Raw genomic sequence first — 23,184 nt, 5'->3', positions numbered from 1 at the left:
ATGTGTGCGTTGCAGAGTATGTAGCATCAGGGCTCAAGGCGGCGTTGCTGGTAGATCCAATCGACGATTTCCCCGTCCGGGGTATAGCCGCTGACGGTTTCGCGCAGCAGTTGCCGAACTCGGGCGTAATCATCCTGTTCAACGGCCCGCAACAGTTTAGCCAGGCGCACCTTCAGATCATCCCAAGGCAGGTGATCCTCGTTTGCACTCATGATCATCGGGTGCTGAGTGGCCGCCACGTTGTCACCTATCAGCAACTCTTCGTAAAGCTTTTCACCCGGACGCAGGCCCGTGAACTCAATGGCAATGTCACCCTGCGGGTTCCTCTCCGAACGAATGCTCAAACCAGACAGATGGATCATCTTCTCTGCCAGTTCGACGATCTTCACCGGTTCACCCATATCGAGTACAAACACATCCCCGCCTTGCCCCATGGACCCCGCCTGGATGACCAGTTGCGCCGCCTCGGGAATGGTCATGAAGTAACGCGTGATCTTGGGGTGCGTCACTGTCAGCGGACCACCCGACTTGATCTGGCTGTGGAACAGCGGGATCACAGAACCGGATGACCCCAGCACGTTGCCGAAACGAACCATCGTGAACCGGGTTTTATTGACCCGCGATACATTGCCTTTGTCGCCAAACAGCACCGGAGCGATTTCACGACTCAGGGCCTGCAGTGTCAGTTCGGCCAAGCGCTTGGTACTGCCCATCACATTGGTCGGGCGAACAGCCTTGTCAGTGGAGATCAGCACAAAACTGGCAACCCCCGCTTGCAAGGCCGCCTGAGCGGTATTCAGCGTGCCGATCACATTGTTGAGCACGCCTTCGGCAATATTGTGCTCGACCATCGGCACGTGTTTGTATGCGGCGGCGTGATAAACGGTATCCACACGCCAGGTCTTCATCACATCCAACAACTTGTCCTGATGGCGGATCGATCCCAGAATCGGCAGCAAACGCACGGACAAGGACTCACAACTTGCTCGCTGCTCGAGCTCGGACAAAATGCTGTAGAGATTGAACTCACTGTGTTCGAACAACAGCAGCGTGGTGGGCGCGAGGGAAAAAATCTGTCGGCACAGTTCGGCGCCAATGGAACCTCCTGCACCGGTCACCATCACCGTCTTGCCCTTGATACAACGTTCCAGCAAATCGGATTGTGCCGGCACCGAATCCCGGCCAAGCAAGTCGGCGATATCTACTTCCTGAATATCTTCGACTTTGACCCGGCCACTGGCCAGGTCAGTGAAATTCGGCACACTGCGGATATGTAATGGAAATCCCTCAAGGACATTGAGAATTTCCCTACGCCGCGCACGGGTCGAAGACGGCAGCGCCAACAGAATTTCCTGCGCCCCCGTTACGTCGATCATTTGCTGAATGCGCTTGGGATTGTAGACCAGTAGTCCGGAAATAGACCGGTCGGCAATACTCGGGTCGTCGTCAATGAAGGCCACCGGACGCATCACGCGCCCCATGCGAAGCGCTGCGACGAGCTGATTCCCCGCGACACCCGCGCCATAGATAGCCACTTTGGTCAAACCATCATCGCGATTGGTGAACGGCACGTGTTGAGCCGCCGTGAACCAATCGCCCATGAAGTAGTGGCGCATGCAGAGGCGAAGACCGCCAATGATCACCAGGCTCAACCACCAGTAGTTGAAAATGATGGAACGCGGCACCACAGCCTGATGATTGCTGTACCAATAGACAACAACCGCCAGGATCAACGAAGACAGACTGACGGCCTTGATGATAGCGATGAGAGCGTCATTGCCAAAATAGCGCATGACCGCGCGGTACATGCCGAAACGGATGAAGAGCGGAATGGCAACAATTGGAGCGCAGACAAAAAGCCAGAAGTGGACCTTGATCGGATTGAGCACATCATCGATACCAAGACGCACTATAAATGCCATCCATAGCGCCCCCCAGACCAGCAACATGTCAGTAATGACCTGAATGAGTCTTTTTTTACGTCTGGGTAGTCCAAGTAAAAACGTTCTAACTTTATCCATAAGCCCCTCAAACACTGCAACTATCTCCCTCGTTTTGCCCCAATTCCTGAAGCCTTAGACATAAACTCAGGAGGATCGATGAGTCCTTAAGGTGGACGTTCCAGTTCGCCTGCGCGAAACCACCATGCCAACACTAGCAATGGACTATAGGCCAGCAGCACGCCAATCGCACCGTCCAGGCTATAAAGAGTAACGCAAAGGGCTATCGGCAGCAGCCAACACAGATTGATCAGTCCGACTGCGAGCGTCACTGGAAGGTGCTTGCCAAATCGACGCGAGGCAAACTGATAGGCGTGGCTGCGATGGGCTTCATAAATCCTGTCCCCGCGTATCAGTCGACGTAGCAGGGTAAACGTCGCATCAACGATAAACACCCCCATCAGGATGAGCCATCCCCAAAGCAGTTGCGCTGAAATCCAGCCAGCCTGAAGGGACATCACCCCGAGCATTATGCCAAGAAAACCACTACCGGCATCGCCCATGAATATCTTGGCGGGGGGGAAATTCCAGCAGAGAAAACCAGCGACGCAAGCGCCCAGCAACAAGGGAGCCCAGATCGAGCCGCTTTGCCCTGACATCCCGTATAGAAGGCAGGCTCCAAAGCAGGCACAAACGGCTTCTACGCCAGCGATACCATCAATTCCATCCATGAAGTTGTAGAGATTGAGCATCCAGACCAAGTAAATCACGGCCAGCGCAGAGCCTGCCCAACCCAGGTCAAGCTCAACTCCCAACACGCTAATGGCAGGCAAGCCCCCCAACCAGAATATGGCCCAGGCAGCGGCAATGAAATGCCCGAGCAAACGCCATCTCGCGGCTATGTGCCCATGATCATCCATGAACCCAATGATCGCGATAAGCGCCCCCGCCCCGGCACACGCGGCAAAAACAGCTGGAGAAACCAGCCCGAAAAACAACAATGCACCCAGCGCCAGGAGAAAGGTCAACACGATAGCCACGCCGCCGCCGCGTGGGGTTGGCAGTACGTGTGAACTACGTGCGTTCGGGACGTCCATCAGGCTACGGGCGACAGCGTAGCGACGCATTGCGCCCGTCAGTAAAAAGGCCACACTTACGGCCACGAGAACAAACCAAGCGTAACTCACGAGCTTCTAGACTCTGAAAAATGCCGCGCAGTCTTGCGCAGAGACTGCTCCAAGGTCATGGGCGGTGACCAGCCCAGGAGTTGCTGGTTTTTACTGATATCCACTTGCAGAGAATCGAAAAGGCGTTGGACAAGTGCTTGCTTGCCTAACGACAGCGCCAGGCTCCTCATTATCCAGACAGGGAAAGGAATGAGACGGGCGGGCCGACACAAGGCGTGACTAGTCTTGCGTAGCAAATCGGTGGTGGATACATCCTGACCATCACTGACCAGAAACGTCTGGTTTGCGGCAAGTGGGTGATTGAGGCACACAATGATCAGATCAATCAGGTTATCCAGCGCTACCAGACTGCGACGATTGTGGATTGCACCCAGTGGCAGCGGCACGCCCTTGGAAAGCCATTTCATCATGCTAAGAAAGTTAGCCTTTACGCCCGGACCATAAATCAACACGGGGCGAATGATGACAACCTCCATGGATGTACTGGACGCCAACTCCCGCAACCCCTGCTCCGCTTCCATCTTGCTTATCCCATAAGGATCGATTGGAGCAGGCACATCATCTGCGCAATACGCGGTGCCGGGCTCAGTGCGCTCACCGTTGACCTTGATCGAGCTGATGAAGATGAAACGCTTGACGCCCGCAGCAGCGGCTTGCCTGGCGAGGTTCAGCGTGCCGTCGACATTGACTTTGCGAAACTCGGTCAACGGATCAGCGCTGGCCTCTTTCATGACATGTACTCGGGCTGCTGCATGTACCACTTTGTCGACACCGCAAAGGGCCTGCTTCCAATCGGTATCCGCGTCCAGGTCCTGGATTTGTAGAACCCGCGCAGAGGGGGGAAACCCCGCTTGGGTATTTCTGATAGGTAGAACGAGCGCACAGCCGTCCATTGCAGCCAAGTGTTTTACCAAGGCGGCCCCAAGAAAACCGCTCCCTCCTGTAACAAGAATCGTCTCAGCGTTCATTTCAATGACCCTGGAAAAAAACAAGACTGCACACGATGCAGGCTGATAAAACTGCGCTTTACACTTCGCAAGCGCTGACCCATGGCGGGCATCGCCAAAAATCAGACTAGGCGGGATCGAAGATTTTCGCAGACGAAAAACGAGCATTCCAGGAGTTTACCTGCCGAAACTGCCCTATCTGGTCCAAGGTAAATCTGAACGCGAGAGCCGCCTCAACCGTCCCGATCAAGCTAGACGGGGTGTCAGCCGAGTGCACGGTAAATACGCCGGGCTGCTGGGCATGCACGCGCATTTCGCCAAAATCAGAGGTAATGACCGGTAAACCGAGTGCGCAATACTCGTAATATTTGATGGGATCAACCGACTCGGTCAACTCTGTGATCTTGAACGGAATCAAACCGACGTCGAACGCCTGCATAGCCGCAATGGCCTGCGCATGTGAACACTGCGGCAGAACTTCGACATTGGCGGGCAACTTGAACGGCGCTGGCGTGTAGACGGGGCCGATCAAACGGACGGTGACGTCAGTGCATCCCGCCAAACGCTCGATCATCTCCCAATCAAACCATTTCCCGATGGTCCCCACGTACCCCAGAATCCTGGGACCCGAATGCAGCGCCTGATGCTCGATAGGTGGCAGCACTTCAACCGCGCATGCATTCTCGCATAGGCGAACATCAGCTCCCGGGCGCATCTGCTGTGCTCTGTGCATAAGCAGGGTGGACGACACCAGTACATGGTCTACCGCGCTGACTACCGCGCGTTCTTTGCGTTGCATCGAACGCTTGGAAAGTCCACTGTAGAACGCCGGAAAATCATCCATCGAATCGTAAATACTCTTGGCAAAACGACCGCCACTCAAGAGTTGCAACGCAAAGGCCGATGGTTTGCCAATAACCAGACTGGTGGGCCCGGCACTCGCAAAGGCATTTATCTCCTGTACTAGCGCACGTCGCAGATAGCGGTTGACGACGTCCAAACCAGCAATCGGTTCGATGGGCAACGCTTTGACCGTCAAGCATTTCAACCAGGGCTCCGACCTGCTCTGAGGGTTACTGGGGCTCGGTCGAGCAGCAAAGTCTCCCAGGCCGGGTAGCCGGGTCGGGTAAGGATCAACCCAGAGCACCTGTCCCCCGTAGAGGGCGTGAAACCACTCGACGAATTTATGTGGGCGCTGGGAAAAGCTGTCCCATGGCACCGGGGATAGGTAAACCATGCGATTCAACAAAAGTACTCCCGCAAAACCCCGATAATTCGAGCGGATGCTTTGCCATCTCCGTACGGAGAAATCCCGATAGCCATCTTCTTGTACTCATCTGGATTATTGAGGAGCTCTTGGGCTTCACGAACAATCACCCCAACATCCGTACCCACCAGCCGAGAACATCCAGCGGCTATCGCCTCGGGACGCTCCGAGCTTTCGCGCATTACCAATACAGGCTTTCCAAGTGCTGGCGCCTCCTCCTGAACACCACCTGAGTCGCTGATAATAAAGCTGGCTAGCTTCATCGCCATCACGAACTCTTTGTAGCCCAATGGATTGACCAGATGGAGATTAGCAACATCACCCAACAGCTCGTAAGCAACGGTGCGAATACTCGGGTTGGGGTGAACAGGAAATAGCACTTCAACATCTGGGTTATTAACCGCGATCATTTTGATAGCGGTACAAATATCAACGAACGGCTGCCCAAAGTTCTCTCTTCGATGCGCGGTTACCAAAATCATCCGTTTGGCGCGGTCCAACGGCACGGAAAGGGGCATTTCTCTTGCCGCCGTGTAGTGCAACGCATCGATAACGGTATTACCCGTGATGAACACCTTTTCGCCAGGTGTGCGCTCCGCCAATAGATTCTCGGCAGCACTCGACGTCGGTGCAAAGTGCCAATGCGCCAACACGCCGGTCACCACCCGATTGGCCTCTTCAGGAAATGGGCTATTGATATCGCCCGTCCGGAGTCCAGCCTCAACATGCCCAAACGGAATACCCGCATAAAAACATGCCAAAGACGCCGCTAATACGGTAGTCGTATCGCCTTGGGCCAGTACCGCATCAGGTTTTTCCGCCAACAGTACCTTGTCAAGTTCGAGGAGCAACTTTCCCGTCAATGTGATCAATGACTGGTTGGGCTGCATGATATCCAAGTCGATATCAGGAGCGATCGAAAAATCCAACAATATCTGATCAAGCAAATCGCGATGCTGAGCCGTAGCCAGAATCCTGACCTCCGCCCACTCTTGCTCTTTCAGGCCAAGAATAAGAGGGGCCATCTTTATGGCTTCAGGTCGTGTGCCTATAACGCACAGGATTTTTTTCCGAGGGTGGCTCAACATAGAAACGGTCGCATAGTATTAATCTTAAAGCCTTGCAAGAGGTCATCTTCAAAGTTGTTAAGCGAAGATGACCCCACAGTTCATGAAAAGTATTTCATCCCCGATTCTGCCTACTCAGGCAGAGTAGTCGACAAAGAACTCGGGGTGATGCTTCCACTTCTCCTTGAAATAAGTTGAATTTCTCAGGAACAGGGTTTTGTACTTATCACTGCCGCTATCGGCACCCGTAGTCTGATGGGGCTGGTGACGAATTCCGGACAAATCGCGGAATGAAACCTCCATTCCCAGCGCCCGGATCTGGAAGCACAGATCCGTATCCTCGAAGCAGGTTGGGTCGTAATACGTATCAAAACCTTCAATTGCCTCGAATACCGAACGACGCATAAAGAAGCCGCTGGTTCCCAGGAATCCGATATCAGAGCGATAACCCTCGCGTATCGCGACAGGGTTCATTGCACGGTTCGGGCAGTAATCCGCAATCATTCCACCCAGGTCAGTACGGGTTGCATCAAACCAACCCGCATTCCAACCGATGACCCCGACACTGGCGCGGCTTTCAAGAATTGACAAGGCCTCGGCAAAACCCGATGACCCAGTGAACCATTGATCGCTGTCGAAAAAGGTGATGTATTTTCCGCTGGCATGGGTGACGCCCAAGTTACGGCCGGAGGAACAGCCGTTCTCGGGGTTTCTTACCAACTTGACGTCTGGGAACTGTTGTTCAACGATTTCTGCACCACCATCAGAGCTGGCGTTATCGACAACAATGACTTCCTTGACATAGGCGCCACAGTGTTTTTTCAGGGTTTCAAGGCAACGCGCAATGATGCCCGCGTTGTTATGGATAAGAATTACCACACTGAGATCGTTACGCGGTGCCGCCGGCACCAAGGATTCCAGGCGGGCGAGCCAGGAGTTTTCCGACACAAACAAATCGTTCTTCAGGACGACCGGGAAGCGACTATTGACGTCCCCCACGACCTCAGCATTTGGCAGGTGCAGGAAGTTATTCAACTGAGGAATATCGATAGCCTGGGAACTAATCACCGGCTTATTCAGAAAAGCGCCTGCATAGATACCTTGAGGCAGGCCCGCATTAGCGGGCGTCGCCTTCAAGAACGGCGAAAGCAGGAAATCGCTATGGGCAATGAACGCATTAGCATTACTCAGGCACTCCTGGGCAAGCGTCACTACGTTATTGGGGAGCCCCTCGGAGCGATTGAACACCCCCAACAGATAGAACGTCACCAGCGGGTTCATGCCAGCGATGCGCTCAACGTACGGCCAGTCAACACTGGCCTCTTCCCCTGGCGCAAAGATAACAGCCTTGGTACCACTGACCCCGTGGTACTGCGACGGGACCTGATAGTTCTGGTAGATATCAAAGTAGGTATGGCTAGCGGCTGCAGGGACACACACCACAGGTGTGTTGTTGAACGCTGCCAGATAACTGGTTGCCTGTGTGCAACTTACGCAGAAGGCGCTGACCTTGCTGGCCAACTCCTTGAACAACGGTGTGCAGACGACCCGCGGATCGGCAAGGCTCGCAGAAGTCTCCAGGTAAGACTTCAGTCCGCGACTTTGAGCATACTGAAGGTACGGCAGTACTACCGGATCCAGCATAAAGTTCACGAGTACCGAACGCTCGGAGAGCAGCGAAAACAGCTTGGTGACAGACAGATCACTCAAGGACATTTGCAGTAGGCCCGCTGGCCCTTGAGGTACTGAGCCACTCAGTACACTCGAGTAATCCTTGGTCAGGTAAACCACCCGATGTCCGGCAGACAGGGCCGCCCGCGCCAACTGTGCCGCACGGTGATGCCCACCCAAAGAGTCAAAGGTTCGCGAGGCGAAAATGACGACTTCTTCTTCGCGAAGCTTTGCGGCGGCTTCAAACAGCGCACGATCGAGATCAGCCTGGCTCATGGACTCCGAAAACTCGATGGTCGGCAATGGCATCTGTTGCGCCAACGCCAGTTGCCGACGTCTTTTCAGCGCCGAAAGCAATGCTCGAGGGCCACCGTTTTGCAACAAGTAAGCCGCGCGCTGAAGTTTGCGAGTTATATTCTGCATGCTGCCTGACATGATCATTCCTGTGGTTTTCTTTGCGCTTTCGACTGTCTGTAGCTGCGTCGTCCGGGCATCCAACTCCTGTTGCAGGCTAACGGCGGTAGCCTTCAACAGGAGAAATTGCTGTTTAATTTGATGCAGTTCATGATCGAGATCATAGAATTCTTGAGTTTGCAGCGGCGACGCTGCGAGCTCAGCATTGTGTTGCAGCAGCTCTAGATGCAGCCTTTCCAGCTCCGCCTGCTGCTGCTTGCTCAGCAGGACTTCTCTTGCCAACTCTGCATTCTGCTGCTGTAGCGCCTGAAAGTGCAGCTCCTTTTCGCTGAGCTGACCGTCTTTCTCATGGATTTGCAGGTCGCGGTACTTCAACAGCTCATGCGCGCGCGTGCTGGCCTGCTGGATAACCTGCTTCTGCCAGATAAGATCCTGTAGCCAGACAGACATCCAATCCAGATTCTGGCTTGACCATCGGCTACGCCTCTCGCCATCACCGCGAACCTGCTCCAACGCACCGACTAGCATATCCCTATGGGTTAATGCCGAAATTTGCAGTTCTTGCAAAACCTGCGGATCAATTCGCCAGCCCGCTTCAAGGTTTGCAAGCTTGGCAATAATGAGTTCATAGGCGCTCAGAGGACACTTCAGGTCAAGTCTCAGATTCTCTGGGACCTGCGCCATGTTATGCGCCTGAGTCATCTTGTCATCGTACTCAAGGAAACCACAGGGCTTACCCAGGGCGAGCGACAAAATGCTGCCATGCAGGCGCATCGACAACACCGCATCACACGCATTGATGGCATCTACCGCATCTGCAACAGCAACGTGATCGACAATCTCGCTGTCGATACGCGCATCCAGGCCGCTCGACAGTTGCTCAAGGAAAGGTCTGTCAGAGCCTGCACGACGTTCATCCAAAGCGTTCTGGAAAGCAAACCAGACACATCCCCAGCCAGCGGGTAGATGGCTATTAAGCGCCGACACCAGCTTCTCTTCCCAGTCCCGCCCTGCGTGCCACTCACGAATGATCAGCGCAATTTTTTTCTTGTCATCGGGTGCGCGAATGGCGTGTTCCTGGCCGGTACGCACAACCTGCCCTGCTGCAAACCAGCCTGGATCCGCTGCCACCAGAAGTTCACGAGTAATGCCAATCTTGCGCAGAAGTGCTGCGCTTGGTTCATCTCTAACTGATACAAAATCCGCAAGAGTGAATACATCTCTGACGATTTCCTGAGCATCATGACTGGCGAGAGGTCCTACGCCATGAGCAAGGATCAGGGTCTTTACCCCAAACTGTCGAGCCAGATAAAACGGACGTGCGTACTGGGCGATATCGAGAGCGGTTGCATCATATAACGCACTGATGTGAAACGGATGGTGGTCCTGGAAGATCCCCCCGCCGCCCATCACGAACAAGTCGCAGTCGGCCAGCGCCGAGGCAATCTCACCCAGATTGTGGAAATCAACCGCGGCGGTTCCGTAGACTTTGGCCGTATGCTCGGGGTTGAGACTGATGATCGTCAGCTCACCGCCAGCGTCTGCGACCCATTTTGCGACGGCTCCCAGGAGCAACTCATCGCCGACATTGCTGGCCCCGTACCATCCGCTGACTACGACCTTCGGTTTGTCAGTCATAACTTATCCTCGACGACTAGACTGATGACAGCGAAACGGTCGGGCATGGGGCCAACCAGCCAGAACCGCTCCGTTCCTGAGGCAAGACATCAATATGCCCGGCATAAGGAAGCCGGGAATGTCGGCGATACTCACCCGTTTCGGTACTTCCCGCTCCAATCGCCAAAACATAACGATTGCCCGAAAAAGTCGCTTTGCAAACCCAGGTAAGTTGATGATGCCCTACCGCAAGCCGACCTAATGGAACCTCCATACTCTGGGTAGTCGCACTCCAGAGCACAATATCGTCGACGCTTTTTATCTGCATGCCAAAACAGGGTAATTCAACGGCAACGCCGACCCGAAGGTTCACCCGAACCAAAAAGGTATCACCATAGGAAAAAGTACTGCGCTGCAGTCCTGCAGAATCGAGTACATCCACCCCGACGATGGCAATTTTTTCCTCTGATCCACCTGGAGTCTCTACAAAGGCCGTGGACTCAAGGTCCTGGAGCGCCAAGGCTTCGTCCTGGGTTCTCTCGGCAAGCGCAATACCACCTTCCTCTTCCACCAAGTCATTGGCGTAATGCTTGACCACATCACGACACACACCATCCTCGACCAAAACTCCGCGCTTGAGGTAAATCGCCCGATCACAGTATTCAATCAGGGTATTGGTTGAGTGAGTGACCAACAGGATGGTTGTACCTTTCTTCTGCAGTTCGCGAATTCGCGTCAAACACTTGGTCTGAAATGCAGTGTCCCCCACCGCCAACGCTTCGTCGACGACCAGAATATCCGGAGACGTATGGATGGCCGTGGCAAATGCCAAGCGCACGAACATACCCGAAGAGTATGTTTTTACTGGCTGCTCAATGAACTCTCCGATATCTGCAAAAGCCGCAATATCAGCGAAGCGTTTGCGCATTTCCTCTTGGGAGATACCGGCAATGCTTCCAGAAAGGAAAACATTGTCGCGCCCGGAAAATTCAGGATTGAAGCCAGCACCCAGCTCAAGCAAAGCCGCGATTCGCCCGTGGATGTCTACTCGTCCTCCAGTAGGCGTCAACGTCCCGCAAATCATTTGCAATAAAGTGGATTTACCGCAGCCGTTGCGGCCGATAATTCCAACTGTTTCACCTCGGCGCAGCTGAAAGGAAACGTCATGCAATGCCCAGAACTCATGCATAAAACTACTGGGCCGAAGCCCGACAGCACGTTGCAGTCTAGGCACAACAAACTGCATGAAACGGTGCGCCGGTTTATCGTAAATATGAAAGCACTTCGACAACCCGGCCACGTCGATGAGGATATCTTCAGAGGACATCACTAAATCCCTTCCGTGTCTTGTTAAAGAACCACAAGCCCGTGCCGCAGGTTAAAATGCCAACCAAGCTGAGGATAAGCAGAGTCTGTAGATCGGGCTGACCACCGTAAATCAGGACTTGCCTGGACTGCTCAATTACTAGGGTCAATGGATTAGCCATCATATAAGGACGAAACCGCTCAGGTATCGACTCGATTGAGTAGAACACCGGCGATAGAAACATCATGACCGCAGTAATCATCCCGACGAGCTGTGCGATGTCTCTGAAAAATACGCCCAAGGCCGATACAAACCAGGACAATCCCACCAAAAACAAAACAAATGGAATCAGAATCAGCGGTAGATATATCAACGTCCACTGCAAGCCACCCGTCAGAAACAGTTGCAATCCCATCAGCACAACCAGACCGGTAAACAAGTGGAAGAGTGCTGCCCCTATTATTGTCCAAGGCAGTATTTCCAGAGGGAAAATGACTTTTTTTACATAGTTGCTGTTTGCCACAATCAACGTCGCTGATTTACCTAGGCACTCGGCGAACAGCCCATGCATCAGCATGCCGACGAAAAGTAGGATGGTGTAGTCCTGGCTCTCAGTGGCCACACCTCCCCATCGCGCCTTGAAGACGGTACCGAAGACAAAACTGTATACCATCAACATCGCAAGCGGATTGATGAACGACCAGATTATCCCTAGGAATGAACCGCTGTAACGAAGGCTGATTTCGCGCCGAACAAGCTGCCAGATAAGCTCGCGGCTCTTGATGAAGCTCCGAGCACCGAATGCAAGAGTTCTAATCATGAGGGGGTTTCATCTCAATTCAGGCGCTGGCTCAAACCGACGCCAGCAGCTTATGATAAATCCGATCTTTTTCATCAATGCAGTTCTGCAAGTTGTACTTCTCATTAAGAAGCTGCTTGCAAGCGTTTGATAATTGAGCGCGTCGCAGCGGGTCGGCGGCTAGCTGAAGAATCGCATCAGCGAACGCCTGAGCGTCGTCGCGAACCACAATATCGAGCCCATCAGTAGCCCCCAACCCTTCGCAGCCTTTACTGGTACTTAGGACTGGAATGCCGTTACTCATTGCTTCAAGAATTTTCACCCGCACTCCACCACCCGACAACAGGGGGACAAATAGCAGGTGCGAACTAGCGAGCATATCTTCCAGAGAGTCCACGAAACCATGGACAAATATGTTCTGACCGTCGTCGACCGCCTTCAATTCGTCCGGAGGGCCGGCGCCGAGAAAGTGCAGACGAATATTCAAAGCCGCTAGCTTATCGACGATCAACGGCAGAATACTTCTGACAAACCAAAGTACCCCTTCAGCATTCGGGTGCCACCAGAAACCGCCCATCCAAAGCAGGTTTACGCAATCATCAGGTTTATCTGAATAGTTGACGCCCTTCACGGGCAGGCAAAGAGGAATATAGCTTTTACTCACCTCAGCACTGACCCGTTCCATGTCGCTCATGGAAATGAACGTCATTGCATCAAACTTCCATTTGTTCTGCGCTTCGACCTGATGGGCATTACGTCGACTAGCCCTGGCCACGCCTTCAATTGCAGCTTTTTTCCAGCCCGTCAAATGCTGCGGGATCCAAAATGGAAAAATATCGGATTCAATATTGTGACTGACCAATAACGCAGGAACGTGCGGGATAAACTTCTTGAAAAAGGCCAAGTGACTGGAATGAATTTCCATCGCCTGGATGTTGTATTGCTTGACGATTCTGCGCGCGTTTTTCACAGCACTGTGGCTGTAATAACTGGCGTCCATAAAAGGCAAACCGTGATACAGGTGTTCCAGGCTGTGAGCAATCCGGCCAACGGTTCCCTTCTGTGAAGGCATCAGCGCCCGCGGCTCTACATGCACACTACGGAAGTAACGATCGTAAAGGCTCTGATGTCGCTTGATGTGCGCAATCTCGTCCGGACCACCGATGGTATACAAATGCAAATCATACTTATCGGCGAGCGGTAGCAGCGTATTGCAGATGTAGATAGGCGCGCCAGAATTAGCTGGCAGAGGTGGAGAAAGCGTGAAAACAAGCAGGCTTTTCTTAACTGGATTTAGCATGGGACTCATCGAAGATATCTGTGTCGAAGAAAGGGGAGAAGTTGGTCACATAGGTCAGATCGCGGTTGCGCTGACCAATCACTCGGGCTGGTACTCCCCCCACCACCGCATAGTCAGGCACCGAACGGGTTACCACAGCACCGGCAGCGACAACGGCGCCTTCACCTACAACGACTCCAGGTAAAATCATAGCCCTTGCACCGATCCAGGCATGGTCTTGAATAACAACTGGTGCGCCAATCGCGGAAAAATTCGGGTCATTATGATCATGATGCAGGCTCAAGAGACACGCCTGGAACGACACATTCACATTGTTACCAATGTGCACCCCGGCCCTGCCATCCAGATATATATCGCGATTGATTACACAATTATCCCCAATGACGACCTGGCAGCGACTATGGTAACCAGTCAGAAAAATCCTCATGCTTAGATGGGTGTCATTCCCAATCGACACCCCCATAATCCGCCGATAATAGGCTTTACGCACTGACTCGATCGGCACCTTCGCGATAATATTATTTGCAATATAATATTTTGCCGCTGCCAGCATAAAGTAGATACTGGATTTCAGTAGCGCCTGCTTGAGCCTGACCTTCAAATTACCTGCCATATTCTGTCCCGAAGTGAGGCGCAGTCAGCGCCTTGTGTATTCAACCTCTTCTATCAGATCCTTTGAAGCCACGATTCACCCAACCCTGGGATGACAGCTACCCGCCTGAAATGGGCGCGCAGTGTAATCCAATATCAGCACAGGTGGTATTGGCTTCCCTCCAGCGCCGGCATTGGCTTCACAACCGGTTTACTAGAACGGCCGCAATCAAAACCACGTTTTCGGCAGCAGATTGGCGGTAGATCCCCGAGCGCTTAAAGCAAATGATTCTCATTGGTAGCGATGATCTTCGAGCCTTTCGAAACATATCCAGCCGCTTGAGGTGCTCCACCGTCAAATCTTGTCGAAAATACTCAAGGGCCACTAAATTATCCGTAGTCCAAGCGCGAAAGGTTCCATCAAACATCTTTTTAAGTCGCGATAAACGCTCACTTAAACGCCGATTGGAACCCATCAGATTATTAGCATGCTGCCTATAATCAACTTGTGGAGTCGGATCATAAAGAACTCTGCCACCACTACCGCTGACTAGCAAATATGCCCACCAGTCATGCGAAACGATCGACAATTCCTCGGGTGTTCGACTCACCAGTTGTCTGGCTGGCGAGTTGAGTACCATGGTGTTACCTCCCGCAATACTTTGAACCAAAGCACTCTCAAAGCAGGGTCGACCAGGAAACAACGCCGAATACCCCATCTCGACACCGCTCTCATCAACTAGGCGAGTGCGCGAACAGTAGAGTGCCGGTACCGGCCCTTCCTCGTCCAAACAACGTACTGCAGTGGAAATTTTTTCTTTGGCCCAGATATCGTCCTGGTCACAAAAAGCAAAATAACTTGCCTGTATTTCTTCACGCCGAACCAGCGACATGAAATTTGCCGCGAAACCCCGTCCTGGGCCACGATAGATACTCAAGCGATCAGTACCCAATCGCTCACGGTAGGACTCAAGAATCTCTAAAGTGTCATCGGTGGATCCATCGTCTGAAGCATGAATTTCCCAGTTTTGATACTCCTGAGCGACCAGCGACTCCAATTGAGCCACCAGGTACTTTCCGCCGTTATACGTTGACAACAAAATAGCAACACGACCAACAGCCCGGCTATCGTAACCACTATCAGCAATAGATAAAAAATCAGGCATTGGATAGACAACCAAAAACTATATTAAGATTGCAGAGCTGGACTAGACATTAGCCACATCCAACTCGCAATTAACGCTATCAAACTGAATGTCAAACTCAAGACTTGGCAGTGACTACTGCATCTACCCGTCCATAATTATCTTCAAAGCGGACAATATCGTCCTCACCTAGATAATCTCCGCTCTGCACCTCAATCATTACCAGGTCGATTACCCCTGGATTCTGCAAGCGATGCTTATGGCCCGCACGAATAAATGTTGACTCGTTGGTATTAAGCATCAACTCCTGTTGATCGTTGACAACCACAGCCATGCCACTCACCACAATCCAATGCTCACTACGGTGGTGGTGCATCTGCAGGGAAAGTGAAGCCTTCGGCTTGACCACGATACGCTTGATTTTGAAGCGCTCACCGCTCTCCAGCGTTGTATAAGTACCCCACGGACGATGCACCGTTCGATGCAGTAAGTGCGCAGTATGGCTACTGGCCTTGAGCTGGCCAACAATGTGCTTCACATCCTGCGCATGGTCTTTATGCGCAATCATCACGGCATCTGGCGTGTCAATTACCAGCAGGTCCTCAACCCCAACCAAAGCAGTGAGTCGACCCTCACTGTTTACATAGTTGTTGCGCGAACCATGAGATAACACCTCACCTTCGAAACGGTTACCATCGGCATCAGGGCTGGTCAGCTCAGCCACTGCGTTCCACGAGCCGATATCACTCCAACCGATATCACAGGGAATGGTCGCGACCTTGATAGAGCGCTCCATCAACGCGTAATCAATGGAGATATCGGGAACCTGGGCAAACGCATTAGCGTCAAGGGTCAGGCAGCGGTACTTGTCAGACGAAGTGATTCGCGACTTTTCAATGGTCTTGACCACCGCTTCAACTACGTCCGGAGCATGCTTGCGCAGCTCCTCAAGGACGGTGCCGACCCGGAAGCAGAACATCCCGGAGTTCCAATAGTAATTGCCGGCACTTACATAACCTTGAGCGGTTTCAAGATCTGGTTTTTCGACGAAACGCGCAACTTTCAAGCCGCCGTTCAGCGGAACATTCTTCTGCGCCTCGATATAACCAAACCCTGTTTCAGGGTAGGTAGGTTGAATCCCAAAAGTCACCAGCCAGCCTTCGGAAGCGAGCGCTACGGCATCGGATACCGCGGCGGCAAAGGCCTTTTCATCCTTGATCAGGTGGTCGGCAGCCAGCACCAACATATGGACATCAGGACCATGCGTGACTTCCAGTTGCAGAGCAGCCGCGGCAACAGCGGCAGCCGTATTACGCCCGAAAGGCTCAAGAATGAAGCCTTGTGAGTGCTTGGCGGCATCAACAGCGCCGTACTCGTCTTCAGTCTTGAACAGCAGCTCACGGTTCGTCACCGTCAGGACTTCTACAACGCCCTCCAACCGCGAAGCGCGCAGGAAGGTTTTCTGGATCAGATTCTGGCCACCCGGCAGATCCATGAACGGCTTGGGGTGCGCCTCTCGAGAAACAGGCCACAACCGGCTGCCCACACCGCCAGACAAAATTACTGGAATCAGTTCCATACTCAACCTCCTTAATCCTCGCTCACTGAAAGGTTAACCACAGAAAACGGCGCTCGTTTACATTCCGATCACCTTGCACCTCTTTCAGATGCAAATCGCTGTGAACGCCTACGAAACCATCAAGCCACTTGCTTGTGCTAGGGCCGCCCTGCTATTTATTTATGTTCGACCTGAGCTATCGACGCTCGCTCGGCCTGAAATGCATATTTGCCCATTCTACAGCTAACCAAGACTTTACGAACCACTCACAATCCGCTAAACCTCAGCCATTCAGTCATGCATCCAACAACCTCTGCAGATACTGACCATACCCGGTTTTTTTCAATCGCTCAGCCTGGACTCCGAGCTCAGCTGGCGTGATCCAGCCAAAATTGTAAGCAATCTCCTCCAGGCAAGCGACCTTCAACCCCTGGCGCTGCTCAATGGTATGAACAAAGTGACTGGCCTCCAGCAGCGACTCGTGGGTGCCGGTGTCCAGCCAGGCAAAGCCGCGACCGAGCATTTCGACATTGAGGGTCTGCTGTTCGAGGTAAGCGCGGTTGACGTCGGTAATTTCCAACTCGCCACGCGAGGATGGCTTGATGCTCTTCGCGATCTCGACCACCTGATTATCGTAGAAGTACAAACCCGTTACTGCGTAGCTGGATTTTGGCTGGAGCGGTTTTTCCTCGATGCTCAACGCACGACCGGTTGCATCGAACTCGACCACACCAAAACGCTCAGGATCACTGACGTGATAACCGAAAACCGTCGCTCCCTGGGCCTGGGTATTGGCAGAGCGAAGCTTCTCCGAGAAGTGCTGGCCATAAAAGATATTGTCGCCCAGGATCAGGCAGCACGGGGCATTGCCGATGAACTCTTCACCAATGATAAAGGCCTGTGCCAGTCCATCGGGGCTTGCCTGCTCGGCATAACTGAGCTGGATACCATACTGACTGCCATCACCGAGTAACTTGCGAAAACACGGCAGGTCTTCAGGGGTGGAGATGACCAGGATTTCCCGTATACCTGCAAGCATCAACACCGATAGCGGGTAGAAGATCATCGGCTTGTCATAGATCGGCAGCATCTGCTTGGACACGCCGAGCGTCAACGGGTGAAGTCGAGTGCCTGAGCCGCCTGCGAGGATGATGCCTTTACGATTTGTCGTGGTCATTTATTCAGGACTTCCCTAAGCATTCGGGTTACACCAGTTTGCCAATCCGGTAAGCACAGAGAAAAACTGTCGCGCAGCTTTTGCGTATTCAGACGCGAATTCAGCGGGCGGCGTGCAGGTGTTGGATAGGCCGTGGTATCGATCGGATTGACTGCCGTCACTGCCAGTTGTTCACCCTGGCTGCGGGCGAAATCGATCACATGACTAGCATAGCCGTGCCAGGACACTTCACCACCAGCAGCCAAGTGATATAGGCCCGCGAGCGCAGGGTTGTGCATGACTTTCTGAACAGCCAGCGCGGTGATGTCTGCGATAAGCTCTGCCCCCGTAGGAGCCCCAATCTGATCAGCGATGATGCTCAAGGTCTCGCGCTCCCTGGCCAGTCGCAGCATCGTCTTGGCGAAGTTATTGCCGCGAGCCCCATAGACCCAACTGGTGCGAAAGATCAGGTACTTGCATCCGGACTCAATAATCGCCTGCTCACCGAGCAATTTACTGGCGCCGTAGTGATTGACGGGGGCGACCGCATCCACCTCCGTCCATGGAGCCAGGCCCTGCCCACTGAAGACGTAGTCGGTCGAGTAGTGAATAAGCCAGGCATCGAGAGCTTTGGCTTCCACCGCCATGACCTGGCTCGCCTGACCATTCACACGGTCAGCCAGTTCGGTTTCGGATTCGGCCTTATCAACAGCTGTATAAGCAGCAGCGTTGACAATGACGTTGGGCTTGACCCGGCGGATTGTCGCGCGCAAGGCCTCGAGGTCGGACAGGTCGCCGCTCAAGCCATCGGAGGCATGACGATCCAGCGCAATCAACTCGCCAAGGGGTGCAAGAGAGCGCTGCAGTTCCCAGCCTACCTGGCCATTTTTCCCCAGCAGGAGGATTTTCATGCCTTGCTCGACCGATCCGCGTAGTTCTGGTCGATCCACTGCTGGTAGCTTCCGCTCTTCACGTGATCCACCCACTCAGTGTGGGTTAGATACCATTCGACGGTCTTGCGGATGCCGGTTTCAAAAGACTCTTGCGGCGTCCAACCCAGCTCACGCTGGATTTTGCTGGCATCGATCGCGTAGCGCTGATCGTGGCCCGGGCGATCCTGAACGTAAGTGATCAGGCTGGCGTGCGGGCAATGAGGAGAGTCCTGACGCAGCTCATCGAGTAGTGCGCACAGGGCGTGTACGACCTCGATGTTTTGCTTTTCGTTATGGCCGCCGATGTTGTACGTCTCGCCAATGACACCTTCGGTCACGACTTTATACAGCGCCCGCGCATGGTCCTCGACATAGAGCCAGTCACGCACCTGGTTACCTTTGCCATACACCGGCAATGCCTTGCCTTCCAGCGCATTGAGAATGATCAGCGGAATCAGTTTCTCGGGAAAGTGGCACGGCCCGTAGTTGTTCGAGCAGTTGGTGACCAGGGTAGGCAGGCCATAGGTACGCGCCCAGGCACGAACCAGATGATCAGAGCTGGCCTTGCTGGCCGAGTACGGCGAGCTTGGCTGATAGGGCGTGGTTTCGGTGAAGAGGTCTTGCGGGCCTTCGAGGTCACCATAAACTTCGTCAGTCGAAATATGGTGAAATCGGAAACTCGCCTTGCGACCATCGTCCAGCGCTGCCCAGTAGTGACGCGCGGCTTCAAGCAGCGTGTAGGTGCCAATGATGTTGGTCTGGATAAATTCGGATGGGCCGCTGATCGAACGATCGACGTGGGATTCCGCGGCCAGGTGCATGATGGCATCTGGTTGCTGTTCACGCAGGACACGATCGATCTGCTCGCGATCACAAATATCGACGTGCTCGAATAGATAACGGGCGTTTTGGCTGACTTCAGCCAAAGACTCAAGGTTGCCCGCATACGTGAGCTTATCGACATTAACGACCGCGTCATTCGTGTTGGAAATGATATGGCGAATGACCGCCGAACCGATAAATCCTGCACCGCCGGTTACTAGAATTTTCACGCGAAAGCATACCCTTGAGTTGCAGACAGCGTCGCTACCGGACGGCCGTCTAATCCATGAATGCATCAGTCGTTTTTTGTCAGGTTCAGTCCGACCGATGTGAGGCCCAATCATTTGCGGACGATTGCTGCAATTTACCGCTCAATCACGACTCACTAATGGATATGGGCACCCTGCAGCCAAAGCCAGGGGCATGCCAAAGGTGCTCCGCTAGGACAGCACCCGCTTTCGCGCCCCCCTGGAAGTCCGACCCAGGAACCACCCCAATACAGGCCCTATCACCATCCCCACCAGAAGCGTCAGTACCACAACCACCGACAGTGGGATTTGCGGCCCCGCCCAGCCAAGAAACAGCAAAGATACCGACTGCTGATTTTCCAGCACAAACAGCAGTATCGCCAGCGCCAGCAACAGGACAAAAACGCCAAGCAGTACACGCTTCATGCTACGCATAAGTGATTCCTTGAGTTGCGCAGTCTGTCAAAGCCCCTCCTCCTCTTCTTCATTCACCCGATCCCGAAGCTCTTTGCCCGGTTTGAAATGGGGAACAAATTTTCCATCCAGGCTAACCGATTGCCCGGTCTTCGGGTTGCGTCCTACACGAGGTGCGCGGTAGTGCAGGGAGAAACTGCCAAAACCACGGATCTCGATGCGATCACCGGTGGCCAGGCATTGGGACATTTGTTCAAGCATAGTCTTGATGGCCAGCTCTACATCCTTGGATGAAAGCAGCCCTTGATGGGTGACAATTCGTTCGATCAACTCCGACTTCGTCATATTTTTCCCTTCTTTTTCAAGCAGCTAGATCAGCGCTTCAAAGGTTTTAGCATGCCAGAAGGAATTTGAACAGCCCAAGCATTGACTTATCTGCACGACCACGACCTCACCGATCAATCGAGTTTTTTCAGACATCAAACCCAGACTCACCATACAAATTCACCACACGATTACCTACAAATGACCAGCATAGTGCGCGTAAGGTAACCCGCCGGATTCCAACCAAACGGATAGTCCTGATCCTCCTCCTTGATATCACTGGACCTGGCAACGACCTTATACCCCTGCGCCTTGCATTCCTTGTCTGCGCGCTTGTAGCACCTCTCCCAACCCGACCCAAGCCCCGAACAATCGATCTCGATCCCGCTCACCCCGCGCACCGCATGGGACTTCACGTTAGTGGTACAGCCTGCCAGAACCAGCACAACAAGCACGACGAAGAACCTGTTCATTCGCTTCCTTAGACTGGACGATTTGCCCGACCGCTGTTTGCTTCAGGCTAAGCCTAGCCCAAATAGTGAAATGCTCTGCACAAAGAACCAGACAGCACTGCCCGGGGTTTGTTTCACCGATAACCGACACACCCATCAATCGTCGCAAACTCAAATTCCAGGCACAAAAAAGGGCGACCGAAGTCGCCCTTTTTATGGTCTGACAGAACTTAGTTCTGTTTTTCCATCTGTGCACGCAACAGGTCGCCCAGAGTGGTAGGACCAGCAGCAATGTCAGAGGTAGCTGGCTTGTCGCGCAGGCTCTGGATTGCTTCTTTCTCTTCAGCATCGTCTTTCGACTTGATGGAGAGCTGGATTACGCGGCTCTTGCGGTCAACGCTGATGATCTTGGCTTCTACTTCTTCGCCTTCTTTCAGAACGTTACGCGCGTCTTCAACGCGGTCACGGCTGATTTCGGAGGCTTTCAGAGTCGCTTCGATGTCGTCAGCCAAAGTGATGATGGCGCCTTTAGCGTCAACTTCTTTCACGATGCCTTTAACGATTGCGCCTTTGTCGTTCTCTTGAACGTACTCGGAGAACGGATCGCTTTCCAGTTGCTTGATACCCAGGGAGATACGCTCGCGCTCTGGGTCAACCGACAGGATAACGGTGTCCAGCTCGTCGCCTTTCTTGAAGCGACGAACAGCTTCTTCGCCCACTTCGTTCCAGGAGATGTCGGACAGGTGAACCAGGCCGTCGATGCCGCCGTCCAGACCAATGAAGATACCGAAATCGGTGATCGACTTGATGGTGCCGGAGATTTTATCGCCCTTGTTGAACTGGCCAGAGAAATCTTCCCATGGGTTAGATTTGCACTGCTTGATGCCCAGGGAGATACGACGACGCTCTTCGTCGATGTCCAGAACCATAACTTCCACTTCGTCGCCGACTTGTACGACTTTCGAAGGGTGGATGTTCTTGTTGGTCCAGTCCATTTCGGAAACGTGTACCAGACCTTCAACGCCTTCTTCCAGCTCAGCGAAGCAGCCGTAGTCGGTCAGGTTGGTTACACGCGCGGTAACGCGAGTGCTTTCTGGGTAACGGGCTTTGATAGCAACCCATGGATCTTCGCCCAGTTGCTTGAGGCCCAGGGAAACACGATTGCGCTCGCGATCGTACTTCAGAACCTTGACATCGATCTCGTCGCCAACGTTGACGATTTCCGATGGATGCTTGATACGCTTCCAAGCCATGTCGGTAATGTGCAGCAAGCCATCGACGCCACCCAGATCGACGAATGCGCCGTAATCGGTGAGGTTCTTGACGATACCTTTGACTTGTTGGCCTTCCTGCAGGGATTCCAGCAGAGCTTCACGCTCAGCGGAGTTCTCGGCTTCGAGGACGCTACGACGGGAAACGACAACGTTGTTGCGTTTCTGGTCAAGCTTGATGACCTTGAATTCCAGCTCTTTGCCTTCCAGGTGCGTGGTGTCGCGCACAGGACGGACGTCAACCAGAGAACCTGGCAGGAACGCACGGATGCCGTTAACGTCGACAGTGAAGCCGCCTTTAACCTTACCGTTGATAACGCCCTTGACCACTTCTTCGGCTGCGAAGGCTGCTTCCAGAACAATCCAGCATTCAGCGCGCTTGGCTTTTTCACGGGACAGCTTGGTTTCGCCAAAGCCGTCTTCAACCGAGTCCAGAGCAACGTGAACTTCGTCACCGACGTTGATGTTCAGTTCGCCAGCGTCGTTGTAGAACTGCTCAAGCGGGATGAGTGCTTCAGACTTCAGGCCAGCGTGAACGGTTACCCAGCGAGCTTGGTAATCGATATCAACGATAACACCGGTGATGATGGAGCCTGCCTGAAGGTTCAGGGTTTTTAGGCTTTCTTCAAAGAGTTCCGCAAAGCTTTCGCTCATTTTAATTCCTGTTGATAAGGGCGAAGAATACGCCCATCTCCACACCCCAGACGGTGTGGGTTAGTTTCAATTAAAAGAAGCACCGCAGGACTATGACTGGTC

The 23,184-nt window shown here is 53.3% G+C and carries 19 protein-coding genes; all 19 read right to left on the bottom strand.

Annotated elements, in window-relative coordinates; translation table 11 throughout:
* Positions 1-26: 26 nt before the first annotated feature.
* On the bottom strand, positions 27-2,021 hold the full coding sequence (locus CKW24_RS11680) for a nucleoside-diphosphate sugar epimerase/dehydratase (RefSeq protein ID WP_095168054.1): 1,995 nt from the start codon (positions 2,019-2,021) through the stop codon (positions 27-29).
* An 86-nt stretch (positions 2,022-2,107) separates the two neighbouring features.
* Positions 2,108-3,127, bottom strand: a complete 1,020-nt coding sequence (locus CKW24_RS11675; RefSeq protein WP_095168052.1) for a glycosyltransferase family 4 protein — start codon at positions 3,125-3,127, stop codon at positions 2,108-2,110.
* Positions 3,124-4,095: an SDR family oxidoreductase gene (locus CKW24_RS11670; RefSeq protein WP_095168050.1), complete on the bottom strand. Its 972-nt coding sequence runs from the start codon at positions 4,093-4,095 to the stop codon at positions 3,124-3,126. The genes CKW24_RS11675 and CKW24_RS11670 overlap by 4 nt, the downstream gene beginning before the upstream one ends.
* 106 nt (positions 4,096-4,201) lie before the next feature.
* Complete coding sequence (locus tag CKW24_RS11665) at positions 4,202-5,113, bottom strand: glycosyltransferase (protein WP_256585453.1); 912 nt, start codon at positions 5,111-5,113, stop codon at positions 4,202-4,204.
* Between the two features lie 203 nt (positions 5,114-5,316).
* Positions 5,317-6,429, bottom strand: a complete 1,113-nt coding sequence (gene wecB / locus CKW24_RS11660) for a non-hydrolyzing UDP-N-acetylglucosamine 2-epimerase (RefSeq protein WP_095168047.1) — start codon at positions 6,427-6,429, stop codon at positions 5,317-5,319.
* A 114-nt stretch (positions 6,430-6,543) separates the two neighbouring features.
* Entirely contained in the window at positions 6,544-10,131 is a 3,588-nt protein-coding gene (locus CKW24_RS11655; protein ID WP_095168044.1) for a polysaccharide pyruvyl transferase family protein, read from the bottom strand.
* A gap of 16 nt (positions 10,132-10,147) precedes the next feature.
* Positions 10,148-11,437, bottom strand: a complete 1,290-nt coding sequence (locus CKW24_RS11650; protein ID WP_095168042.1) for an ABC transporter ATP-binding protein — start codon at positions 11,435-11,437, stop codon at positions 10,148-10,150.
* Positions 11,427-12,236 carry an ABC transporter permease gene (locus tag CKW24_RS11645; RefSeq protein ID WP_095168040.1) on the bottom strand — a complete coding sequence of 270 codons (810 nt, stop codon included), beginning with the start codon at positions 12,234-12,236 and terminating at the stop codon, positions 11,427-11,429. Before CKW24_RS11645 ends, CKW24_RS11650 begins: the two co-directional genes overlap by 11 nt.
* Positions 12,237-12,267: 31 nt before the next feature.
* Positions 12,268-13,515 (bottom strand): glycosyltransferase, encoded by a 1,248-nt coding sequence (locus CKW24_RS11640; RefSeq protein WP_095168038.1) that lies wholly within the window; start codon positions 13,513-13,515, stop codon positions 12,268-12,270.
* Positions 13,499-14,128, bottom strand: a complete 630-nt coding sequence (locus CKW24_RS28590) for a DapH/DapD/GlmU-related protein (protein WP_095168037.1) — start codon at positions 14,126-14,128, stop codon at positions 13,499-13,501. The genes CKW24_RS11640 and CKW24_RS28590 overlap by 17 nt, the downstream gene beginning before the upstream one ends.
* Before the next feature lie 178 nt (positions 14,129-14,306).
* Positions 14,307-15,272: a glycosyltransferase family 2 protein gene (locus CKW24_RS11630; protein WP_256585452.1), complete on the bottom strand. Its 966-nt coding sequence runs from the start codon at positions 15,270-15,272 to the stop codon at positions 14,307-14,309.
* A 97-nt stretch (positions 15,273-15,369) separates the two neighbouring features.
* The gene (locus CKW24_RS11625; protein ID WP_095168035.1) at positions 15,370-16,830 is read right to left on the bottom strand and encodes a mannose-1-phosphate guanylyltransferase/mannose-6-phosphate isomerase; all 1,461 of its coding nucleotides are present in this window, start codon (positions 16,828-16,830) and stop codon (positions 15,370-15,372) included.
* Between the two features lie 274 nt (positions 16,831-17,104).
* A complete protein-coding gene (gene rfbA / locus CKW24_RS11620) occupies positions 17,105-17,986 on the bottom strand; it encodes a glucose-1-phosphate thymidylyltransferase RfbA (protein ID WP_095168034.1) in 882 nt (293 codons plus the stop codon).
* The gene (gene rfbD, locus CKW24_RS11615; protein ID WP_095168032.1) at positions 17,983-18,876 is read right to left on the bottom strand and encodes a dTDP-4-dehydrorhamnose reductase; all 894 of its coding nucleotides are present in this window, start codon (positions 18,874-18,876) and stop codon (positions 17,983-17,985) included. The genes rfbA and rfbD overlap by 4 nt, the downstream gene beginning before the upstream one ends.
* The gene (gene rfbB, locus CKW24_RS11610; RefSeq protein ID WP_095168030.1) at positions 18,873-19,949 is read right to left on the bottom strand and encodes a dTDP-glucose 4,6-dehydratase; all 1,077 of its coding nucleotides are present in this window, start codon (positions 19,947-19,949) and stop codon (positions 18,873-18,875) included. The genes rfbD and rfbB overlap by 4 nt, the downstream gene beginning before the upstream one ends.
* 210 nt (positions 19,950-20,159) lie before the next feature.
* Entirely contained in the window at positions 20,160-20,402 is a 243-nt protein-coding gene (locus CKW24_RS11605) for a lipopolysaccharide assembly protein LapA domain-containing protein (protein ID WP_095168028.1), read from the bottom strand.
* A 27-nt stretch (positions 20,403-20,429) separates the two neighbouring features.
* Complete coding sequence (ihfB, locus tag CKW24_RS11600) at positions 20,430-20,726, bottom strand: integration host factor subunit beta (RefSeq protein ID WP_007899751.1); 297 nt, start codon at positions 20,724-20,726, stop codon at positions 20,430-20,432.
* 170 nt (positions 20,727-20,896) lie between these two features.
* Positions 20,897-21,178: a hypothetical protein gene (locus CKW24_RS11595; protein ID WP_095168027.1), complete on the bottom strand. Its 282-nt coding sequence runs from the start codon at positions 21,176-21,178 to the stop codon at positions 20,897-20,899.
* A 209-nt stretch (positions 21,179-21,387) separates the two neighbouring features.
* Positions 21,388-23,082: a 30S ribosomal protein S1 gene (rpsA, locus tag CKW24_RS11590; protein WP_014337228.1), complete on the bottom strand. Its 1,695-nt coding sequence runs from the start codon at positions 23,080-23,082 to the stop codon at positions 21,388-21,390.
* Positions 23,083-23,184 lie beyond the last annotated feature (102 nt).

Origin of the sequence: Pseudomonas sp. Irchel 3H3, assembly GCF_900187635.1 — a bacterium.
In the GTDB taxonomy this organism is placed as follows: domain Bacteria; phylum Pseudomonadota; class Gammaproteobacteria; order Pseudomonadales; family Pseudomonadaceae; genus Aquipseudomonas.
Note: the sequence above shows the minus strand (reverse complement) of the source record. Positions and strands in the feature narration are given on the sequence as shown.